General features: G+C 49.3%; 4 protein-coding genes. 1 reads left to right on the top strand and 3 read right to left on the bottom strand.

Annotated features, from left to right (window positions below):
- Positions 1-69 precede the first annotated feature (69 nt).
- A complete protein-coding gene (viaA, locus tag SJI19_RS24220) occupies positions 70-1,536 on the bottom strand; it encodes an ATPase RavA stimulator ViaA (RefSeq protein ID WP_323480801.1) in 1,467 nt (488 codons plus the stop codon).
- A gap of 6 nt (positions 1,537-1,542) precedes the next feature.
- Entirely contained in the window at positions 1,543-3,042 is a 1,500-nt protein-coding gene (gene ravA, locus SJI19_RS24215) for an ATPase RavA (RefSeq protein WP_323480800.1), read from the bottom strand.
- Positions 3,043-3,282: 240 nt separating this feature from the next.
- On the opposite strand from ravA, the gene kup reads away from it, so the two are divergent.
- Positions 3,283-5,151: a low affinity potassium transporter Kup gene (gene kup / locus SJI19_RS24210; protein ID WP_323480799.1), complete on the top strand. Its 1,869-nt coding sequence runs from the start codon at positions 3,283-3,285 to the stop codon at positions 5,149-5,151.
- 27 nt (positions 5,152-5,178) lie between these two features.
- Here kup and SJI19_RS24205 read toward each other — a convergent pair whose 3' ends face one another.
- Positions 5,179-5,868: a FadR/GntR family transcriptional regulator gene (locus SJI19_RS24205; RefSeq protein ID WP_323480798.1), complete on the bottom strand. Its 690-nt coding sequence runs from the start codon at positions 5,866-5,868 to the stop codon at positions 5,179-5,181.
- Positions 5,869-6,134 lie beyond the last annotated feature (266 nt).

Below are 6,134 nucleotides of genomic sequence, written 5' to 3'. Positions count from 1 at the left end.
CATCGGGGTTCGCTTACTTGCCGCCTGTCCGCAACTCGAAAGCTATAGGGGGGGGTTATCCGTCATCTTTCAAGCTGTACGATGCCAGCGGCGTAAAATTCGATTTTTAAGACCGGTATCAAAATACCAAATATGGTCAAATATTTTCAGAATACTTGGTTTCCCCAATGATGACAGTGCAACCGCGTGAAAACGTTGCAACTGTTTTCGTTGTTGTTGTTTTATGCGGGCGATAAGTGCCTCAGGTAACTGTTGGGCGATAAAATCTGAAATAACCACCGCATCAGCATCCCACCAATCCGGTGTATCGAGCCGGTCAGACAGGGCGGCGATACACGCATTGAGATCGGTACCACCGCTAAAACGCTGGCCGAGAAAACGCGTTGCCTGCTCGAGCCCAGTGGTTGCACTGAGTTCATAACTGACCATTCCTGTGGAAAACAATGTAATAAAGCAGCGACGATTATCCGCCAGCGCAATGCGCATCAGTGCCAGGCAAAACGCCTTTGCGCACTGCTCGTTAAACCCGCCCATCGAACCCGAGGTATCAACACAAACGATAAAGGGGCCGCGGGGCTGCGACTCAAGGCGCTCACTGCGTGCCGATACATGCATCTCACGTTCCCGCCAGCCTTCTCCTTGTAGTCGGTAAGTCAACAACCGCTTTTCCAATAACCGGCGATAAAATTCATATTCCAATTCATCGATACCCAGTGTGGCCAGTTCCGCCGGGAGCAGGCGCAACAGATCGTCGCTTTGATGAATACCGCTGACTTCCTCAGGTTGTACTGCAGGTTCACGGATCCGCAGACGTACCCATTGCCGCGTGGCATCGGGAGCCGCCACGGCATGGGCTTTGCGGCTGCGTCCCAATTGATCCGCGAGTGCACGCAGTTCCGGCTGCGTTTGCAAAAACGCGCTGTAATGGACCAACTGCTGATAATCCGGCCGCTGCCACTGTCCTGCCGCCATATCCCATAGTCTTCCGGCAGAGGTTTCATTTTCAACCAGCGGGCTCAGTGCGCCGCTGATAGCCATTTGTCGCTGCAGTTCATCGAGCAGTGTCTCCCGCTCCTGGTCAAACAAATGGCGGTGCAATGTCACCGTGCGCAGGGTTAAGCTGATGCGCCATCGTTGCACAAACAGCAGTTGAAAACTTTCATCCGGTTTAGCGTTTTCAAACGTAGCGGCCTGCGCTAATAAGCGTGCTTCAGGATAAAAATCTGCAGCGAGTTGCCCCAGGTGTTCCACGGTTGGGGTCAGTTCGGCTCTAAATTGTGCTAACCGCCAAAGCTGGCATTGCTGAAACAAGTAAAACTCAGTCGCGAGTTCCTTTGGGACGTGGGTCTCTTTCAACACATTTTCCAAACGCTGTTTAACCAACGGCATGCGCTTGAGTAATACTTGTTTAAACGTTGGATATTTTTCCAAAAAAAACGCTAACTGCGGTGTGGCAAATAACGTCAGGATAAATTCATCCAATAGCTCGCTCTGATTTATTGATAAAAAAAGATCGAGGGTAGTTAGGGCCAGCATAATGCGTTATCCCTGTCTGGCTTGCTGGATTTGTTGCGAAACGTCCAACAAACTGGCTTCAATTTTTGCTACCCACTCCTTCGTGATGAACAGACAGGACTGATGCTCGCTAAACCGGTTGCGTTGTTGCTGATACTGCCGTTCGACTAAGGATAAGGATTCCTGCTGTGCCGGCGGGAGTTCCTGAGGCGTCAGTTTGCCCTCTAATGCCAATAACGACGCTTGGCGACTAATATCCATTATTTCCACTTGTCCTTGGGCGGTTACCCTTGCCTCCATCGGTTGGGCAAAACCAATATTGTTTAACCGGGCTTTTAACTCCCCACCTTTAAGCAGCCAATTCTGGAGCGCCAGCCGCTCGATACCAAGATGAGATACCGTAATATTATGAAGCACCAACGGCGTTTGCAGAACAAGTTGTAAACTGGAGCCTGTGACGTCCTGCGGGAGTGAATAAATAATCTTGCGCGGCATCAGGCCTTTTTTCGTTTCCAGAGTCAGCGCGTGCAACAAATGACGTTCCCGGCGATGCTCAATTCTCTCCCGCTCGATATCCTGTAGCTTCAGCAACATAGCCTGCTGTTGGTAAGCCTGCTCCAGCATGAGCAATTCAACCTGGTTGTCCACCAACGTCATGCTGTCAGGATCGTGCCATAAACAATCTTTCAACAGGATAATATCTACCGGTGCAATGGCCTGACGATCGCTGAAAAACGCACTGGCCTGCAATAAGCGCAATGCTTTTTTCCACCGCCGGTCGGACACATAAGGCGCTTGCGCCAGCGCATCCAAGCGCAGACGAAGCTGATAAATTAATTCAAAACACTCTTGGGGTAAGGTTATCCGGTCGATTTGTCCCTGCCAAGCCTGATACTCATCATCGCTAATTTGCAAAGATTCAGCCAACGATTGGGGGTTATTTTCGTTGTTATGGGTCAGAAGGGCCTGAAAATTGGCCTTATCTTTAACCTTATGCAGCCACAGGCGAATTAGCATCCGGTCGTATAGCGCCTCCAAACCACTATCGGCCTCGGGCAATTCATTAGATGCCGTGATTAATAGGCGCAACGGTAGCTTTTGTTCTGTATCACCATTGCGAAAGCGACGTTCATTGATTGCCGTGAGTAAGGTATTTAAAATCGCAGGGCCGGCTTTCCATATTTCGTCGAGAAAGACAATTTCCGCTTCCGGCAGGTATCCCTTGGTTAGCCGTTGATAACGACCGTCTTCCTTTAGTGCCTGGATGGAGAGTGGACCGAAAACTTCTTCCGGAGTAGAAAATCTGGTCATCAGGTAGTCAAACGCTCTAGCGTGACTAAACGCCAGCTTTAAACGTCGCGCGATAAGACTTTTGGCGATACCAGGAGGTCCGAGTAAAAATACGCTTTCGCCGCACAGTGCTGCCAGTAGGCATAACCGCACGCTATGTTGCCGTTCATAAAGCCCACTTTCCAGCGCGCTGCTAAGACGATAAATTCTCTCAACCAATGGGGATGAATGAGCCATAATAAATGCGATACCCCAATCAATAATGATAATGAAACAATAAACCACCGCTTTTTATAATGATAGGCCACCGTATGCATGTTTGTTGACCGAATTTTGTCGGGTTTTAACTTATTGCCAGCATATAAAGCAGATAATAGGTTAGGTATTCTACTCGTTTCATGCATACTGTGCGCTTTTTGATGAGCTACGGAACCAGCCCACAGAACGTTTATGGATATCTTATAGCGCGAAGAGGTTATGAGCAGAGAGAATAAACAATCATTATCAGCGGTAACGTTAGCTGCAATCGGCGTGGTTTATGGTGATATCGGTACTAGTCCACTGTACACCTTAAGAGAATGCTTGGCAGGACACTATGGCTTTGGTGTTGAACGGGGCGCGGTGCTCGGTTTTCTGTCGCTGATTTTTTGGCTTTTGATCCTCATTGTGTCGCTCAAATATCTTACGTTTGTCATGCGTGCAGATAACGCTGGCGAAGGTGGGATATTAACCCTGATGTCGTTGGCGGGTAGAAATACCTCGGCCCGAATGACCTCGGTTTTGGTGATAATGGGGCTGGTGGGTGGCAGTTTTTTTTATGGCGAAGTCGTTATTACCCCTGCCATTTCAGTGCTCTCTGCTATTGAAGGACTGCAAATTGCCGCACCATCGCTCGATAACTATATTGTGCCCTTATCCATAGTTGTCCTGACGTTATTATTTATTATCCAAAAGAAAGGGACTGGGGGTATCGGTAAGCTCTTCGCTCCGGTAATGGTAGTATGGTTCCTCACCTTGGCTGTTTTGGGTGTGCGTGGCATCATGGACAACCCGGAAGTTCTTTACGCCCTGAACCCTATCTACGCGGTCAACTTTTTTATACAGTATAAGTTGCTCTCCTTTTTTGCCCTCGGCGCGGTGGTGTTGTCCATTACCGGCGTTGAGGCGTTGTACGCTGATATGGGGCATTTCGGTAAATTACCGATCCGCATTGCTTGGTTTAGCGCGGTATTGCCTTCACTGATGCTGAATTATTTTGGCCAGGGCGCGCTATTATTGAAAAATCCGGCGGCGATAAAGAATCCCTTCTTCCTGTTGGCGCCGGATTGGGCGCTGATACCGCTGCTGATTTTGGCGACGCTTGCGACAGTCATTGCTTCTCAAGCGGTTATTTCCGGGGTGTTCTCCTTGACTCGTCAGGCGGTTCGTTTGGGCTACCTGCCGCCAATGCGTATCGTTCATACTTCCGAGATGGAATCCGGGCAGATTTATATCCCCTTCATTAACTGGTTGCTGTATATCGCAGTGGTACTGGTTATTGTCAGTTTCGAGCACTCCAGCAACCTGGCAGCAGCGTATGGTATCGCTGTCACCGGCACTATGGTGATCACCAGTATCCTTTGTTGTACCGTAGCGACAAAAAACTGGCACTGGAACCGTTATCTGGTATCGATACTATTGGTGCTACTGCTGGTCATGGATATTCCCATGTTCGCCGCCAATGCGTTGAAGATTTTCTCCGGTGGTTGGTTACCGCTGTTGTTAGGTTTCATCATGTTCATTGTCATGACGACCTGGAAGAGTGAACGTTTCCGGTTGCTGCGGCGGATGCACGAACATGGCAACTCCCTGGAGGCGTTGATCGCGTCGTTGGAAAAATCCCCACCGGTCAGGGTGTCGGGCACGGCGGTATTCATGTCCCGTGCCATGAATGTTATCCCCTTTGCCTTACTACATAATCTTAAACATAATAAGGTATTGCACGAGAGGGTGGTATTGCTGACGTTAAGAACCGAGGATGCGCCCTTCGTGCATAATGTTCGACGGGTTACCATTGAGCAGCTCTCGCCGACATTCTGGCGTGTCGTGGCCAGCTATGGTTTTAAAGAGACACCCGATATGGAAGAGATCTTCCATCGCTGCGGTTTGGAGGGATTATCATGCCGAATGATGGAAACGTCTTTCTTTATGTCCCACGAATCGCTGATCTTGGGAAAACGTCCCTGGTACCTGCTTATCCGCGGCAAATTGTTTATCGCCTTGAGTCGAAATGCCCTGCGCGCACCCGATCAGTACCTTATACCGCCTAATAGGGTAATTGAACTGGGAACCCAGGTGGAAATTTAACTGGAGCCCGACTGAACTGAGTCGGGCTTAGTCGTTCCCTGCCAGCAACCTCTGGCAGGCGGCGATAGCCTCCTGCGGGTCGGATGCCACTATTGCATTTACTATTGCCTGATGGGGATCGGGTTCTATCAGTTCATCACTCACGATGGCCCGAAAGTAGTTCTGGTAAATAGAGCTGAACAAATTGGCGAAGGACGACAAAAAAGGGTTGCCACTTATCTCATAGATATGTCGGTGAAACTGCGCGTCGACACTTATCCAGTGTTCCCGATCATAATCTAGATGCAAGGACAACATCTGCTCCATGATCTCCACCAACTCTTTCTTCTGTTCATCGCTGGCGTTGATTGCTGCTAGCGCACAGGCTTGAGGTTCCAGACTGGTTCGCATAACCAGGAAATGCTTCATCACCGCATCGAAGTTCTCTCGGGTAACCCACCAACCTAACAGTTCTTGATCCAAAAAATTCCACTGATGGCGCGGTAAGATGCGTGTACCTATGCGTGGCCGGGGTAATAACATACCTTTTGCCGCCAATATCTTCACGGCTTCCCTGACGGCTGTACGACTTACGCCAAACAACTCTCCCAACTCAATTTCACCGGGCAGAATCTCACCAGCGGCATATTCACCCGCCAAAATGCGCTGGCCCAGTTTTTCAGCCAGAATATAGGAAAGGTTGCGTTGTGCGGCTTGCTGTTGCGTTGTCAAATGCATCGGGCCTGTCCTATGCCAGAGTTATCAAGCTAATAATACCCGTCATCTTTCACGCTGCAGGTGCGTTGGCGATACTCGCTCATCCCAGTCTTTTACCGATGTAAGCTCCTGGGCTTCCCTGCGTCGCCGCCTTCCTGCAAGGTGAAATCTATTGACTATATTATGCTTATAGATAGCCATATTGTGTGCCAGATATTGTAAATGTTGCCTGGATCCCTGAATTTTACCAACAATTGTTTAAAATTAAACCAATCGGCAAATTTTTG

The sequence above is a fragment of the Acerihabitans sp. TG2 genome (assembly GCF_035013185.1).
Taxonomy (GTDB): domain Bacteria; phylum Pseudomonadota; class Gammaproteobacteria; order Enterobacterales; family Enterobacteriaceae; genus Acerihabitans.
The sequence above is the reverse complement of the archived record's forward strand: the minus strand, read 5'-3'. Positions and strand labels throughout refer to the sequence as shown.